At 73.3% G+C, this 4,419-nt stretch carries 1 protein-coding gene; it reads left to right on the top strand.

The features are described from left to right. On the top strand, positions 1-4,419 hold a 4,419-nt coding region (locus ACSNOH_RS33580), incomplete at both ends, for an amino acid adenylation domain-containing protein (RefSeq protein WP_436725233.1).

Below are 4,419 nucleotides of genomic sequence, written 5' to 3' on the forward strand. Positions count from 1 at the left end.
CCGCCTCGCGTTCACCCTCCGCGACGCACGGCCGGCCCTCGTCCTCGCGACCACCGGCACCGCGCCCGCCCTGCCCGCGGCCGCCGCCGGAACCGCACCCCCGGCACTCCTCCTGGACGACCCCGCCACCGTCAGCACACTCGCCGCGCAGCCCGCGACCGACCCGCTCCGCGCCGGCCACCACCCCCAGCACGCTGCCTACGTCATCTACACCTCCGGCTCCACGGGCACGCCCAAGGGAGTCGTCGTCACCCAGCAGAACGTCACCCGGCTCTTCGGTGCCCTGGCCGCGGACTTCGCCTTCCGCACCGACGACGTCTGGTCGCTCTTCCACTCGTACGCCTTCGACTTCTCCGTGTGGGAGATCTGGGGCGCCCTCCTGCACGGCGGCAGCCTCCTCGTCGTCCCGCACGACACCAGCCGCTCGCCCGCCGACTTCCTGCGCCTGCTCGCCGAGCACAAGGTGACCGTCCTCAGCCAGACCCCCTCGGCCTTCCAGCCGCTCGTCCAGGCCGACCGCGAGCACCCCGGCCTCGGCGACGCCCTCGCCCTGCGCGCGGTCGTCTTCGGCGGCGAGGCCCTCGACCCCGCCCGGCTGGCCCCCTGGATCGAACGCCACGGCGACCGCGCCCCCGCACTCGTGAACATGTACGGGATCACCGAGACCACCGTGCACGTCACCCACCACACCCTGTGCCGCGAAGACGCCGTCGCCGGCGCGCCCAGCACCATCGGCACCGCCATCGCGGACCTGCGCGCCTACGTCCTGGACGAGGCCCTGCGCCCCGTTCCGCCCGGCGTCGCCGGCGAACTCTACGTCGCGGGCCCCGGACTGGCCCGCGGCTACCTGGGCCGGGCCGCGCTCACCGCGACCCGGTTCGTGGCGAACCCCTTCGGCCCGGACGGCTCCCGCATGTACCGCACCGGCGACCGCGCGCGCCTCCGGCGGGACGGACGCCTGGAGTTCGCCGGCCGCACCGACGCCCAGGTCAAGATCCGCGGCTTCCGCATCGAGCCCGGCGAGGTGGAGGCCGCCCTCGCCGAGTGCCCCGGCGTGGGCCAGGCCGTCGTCGTGGCCCGCGAGGACCGGCCCGGCGACACCCGGCTCGTCGGCTACGTGGTGCCCTCCGGGGAACCGGCCGGGGACGGCCCGGACGATCCGTCCCGGCAGGCCGGAGAAGGCGCCGGGAGCACCTCCGTACAGGAACACCTCGGGGAATGGCGCCAGATCTACGACGACCTCTACGCCGACTCCGCGACCGCCGCGTTCGGCGAGGACTTCGCCGGCTGGAACAGCAGCGACGACGGCCTGCCCATCCCGCTGGACGAGATGCGCGCTTGGCGCGACGCCACAGTCGCGGCGATCCGCGCCCTGAAGCCCCGCCGCGTCCTGGAGATCGGCGTCGGCACCGGACTCCTGCTCTCCCGCCTGGCTCCGGCGGCCCAGGAGTACTGGGGCTTGGACGTCTCCCCGACCGTCATCGAGGCACTGCGCGGCCGGATCGCCGGCATGCCCGGCCTCCAAGACCGCGTGGAACTGCGCTGCCGCGCCGCCGACGACCTCCACGGACTGCCCACGGGCTTCGACGTCGTCGTCCTCAACTCCGTCATCCAGTACTTCCCCGACGCCGACTACCTGACCGGCGTCCTGCGCACGGCCACCGGACTCCTGGCCCCCGGCGGCGCCGTGTTCATCGGCGACGTGCGGAACCTGAACCTGGCCCGGTCCTTCCACACCGGCATCCAGCTGCACCGCGCCGTCGTCCCGGCGTCCGGCCCGGCCTCCGAACCGGACCCGGCGGCGTTGCGCGGCGCCGTCGAGCACGGCGTGCTCCGGGAGAAGGAACTCCTCGTCGCCCCCGAGTTCTTCACCCGCCTCCCCGAGGACCTCACCCGCATCACCGCGGTCGACACCCGCATCAAGCGCGGCCACCACCACAACGAACTGACCCGCTACCGCTACGACGTCGTCCTGCGCATCCGGCCCACCGAGCCCCTGCACCTCGGTGACGTCCCCCGCACCCCTTGGGGCGGGCAGCTGACCTCCCTCGCGGACCTCACCCGGCTACTGGAGACGGAACGCCCCGAAGCACTGCGCGTCAGCGGCATCCCCAACGCCCGCGTCACCCGCGACACCGCCGCACTCCACGCGCTCACCGCCGGCGAGCCGTTCGCAAGGACCGCCCGGGGCTGGAGCGACGGCACGCGGTCCGACGGTACGTGGTCCGACGGCGCCGGCATCGATCCGGAAGCGCTCCACCGGATCGCCGGCGGCCTCGGCTACGACGTGGCGGTCACCTGGTCACCGGCCGGCGCGGACCGGCTCGACGCCGTGTTCACCACGCCGGCGCTCACCGCGGGCAAGGCACTGACCGGCGTCTTCCAACCCGGCCCCACCACCCGCCCGGAGGCCCTGACCAACAACCCCGGCGCCCTGCACGACACCGGCGCCCTCACCGCCGCCGTCCGGGAACACCTGCGCACCCGGCTCCCCGACTACATGATCCCCGCGGCACTCGTCGTCCTGGACGCCCTGCCCCTCACCGCCAACGGCAAGGCCGACCGCAAGGCCCTGCCCGCCCCCGACCTCGGCACGACCACGGACGGCCGGGCGCCCCGGAACCCGGTCGAAGAGATCCTCTGCGCCCTGTTCGCCCAGGTCCTCGGCACGACATCGGTCGGTGCCGACGACAACTTCTTCGACCTGGGCGGTCATTCCCTGCTCGCCACCAAGCTCGTCAGCCGGATCCGCACCGCCCTCCGTATCGAGCTGCCCATCCGCACCCTGTTCGAGGCGCCCAGCCCGGCCGCCCTCGCCCGCCGGCTGGCCGGAGCGGACGAGGCCCGCGCCCCCTTGGCCGTACGTCCGCGGCCCGCCACCCTTCCCCTGTCCTTCGCCCAGCGCCGGCTGTGGTTCCTGCACAAGCTCGAAGGCCCCTCCGCAACCTACAACATTCCCCTGGCCCTCCGCCTGACCGGCCCCATCGACCACCAGGCCCTGCAGCAGGCGCTCGGCGACGTCCTCGCCCGCCACGAAGCCCTGCGCACCCTGTTCCCCGAGACCGACGGCGAACCCCGCCAGCACGTGGTGGACCCCGCCGAGGCGGACCTCGACTGGGACTGCCTCACCGTCACCGAACCGGAACTCGACGCCGCGCTCCGCGCGCCCGCCCGCTTCGGCTTCGACCTCGCCACCCGGCTGCCCGTGCGGGCCCGGCTCTTCACCGTGAGCCCGTCCGAGCACGTCCTCCTCGTCCTGGTGCACCACATCGCGGCCGACGGGTGGTCCATGCGTCCCCTCGTACGGGACCTCGCCACCGCCTACACGGCCCGGCGGTCGGGCGACGAGCCCTCGTGGCGGCCCCTGCCCGTGCAGTACGCGGACTACACCCTCTGGCAGCGCGACCTGCTCGGCGGGGAGGCCGCACCGGACAGTGCCCTCAGCCGCCAGCTCGACTACTGGCGGCACCAGCTCGCCGGACTGCCGGACCAGCTGACACTCCCCACGGACCGGCCCCGCCCCGCCGTATCGGCGTACCGGGGCGACACCACCCGCTTCACGCTGGACGCCGAACTCCACCGCGGCATCACGGACCTCGCGCAACGGTCGAACGCCACGGTGTTCATGGTCCTGCAGGCCGCGCTCGCCGCCCTGTTCACCCGGCTGGGCGCCGGCACGGACATCCCCCTGGGCGTGCCGATCGCAGGCCGCACGGACGACGCACTCGACGACTCCGTCGGGCTGTTCCTGAACACCCTGGTGCTCCGTACGGACACCTCCGGCAACCCGGCCTTCGGCGAACTGATCGACCGCGTCCGCGAGACCGGCCTCGCCGGATACGCCCACCAGGACGTGCCGTTCGAGCACGTGGTGGAAATGCTCAACCCGCAGCGCTCCACGGCACACCACCCGCTCTTCCAGACCCTGCTCACCCTGCAGAACGCGCCCGGCGCCGAATTCCGGATCCCCGGAGCCCGGGTGAGCGCGGAATTCGTCGGCACCGGTGTGTCCCGCGTGGACCTGTCGGTCAACCTCACCGAGCAGCAGTCGCCCGGGGGCTCGCCGGACGGTGTCGTGGGGTGGGTCGAGTACTCCACCGAACTCTTCGACCGGGCCAGCGTGGACACCCTGGTGGCCCGCTGGGTGCGGCTGCTCAGGGCCTTCGTGGCGGACCCCGGGACGGCCATCGGCTCCGTGGACATCCTGAGCGACGCCGAGCGCGCTCTCCTCGCGCCCGCGGTGGACATCGGAAACCGGTCCGGTGAATCGGCTGCGCAGCAGCTGCCCACTCTCCAGGAATTGTTCGAGAAGACGGCCCGTGCCACGCCTGAGGCCATTGCCGTGGTGTGCGGTGAGGAGTCTTTGTCGTATGGGGAGTTGAATGCGCGGGCGAATCGGTTGGCGCATTGGTTGGTGGG

Source organism: Streptomyces sp. URMC 127, assembly GCF_051386535.1.
GTDB lineage: Bacteria > Actinomycetota > Actinomycetes > Streptomycetales > Streptomycetaceae > Streptomyces.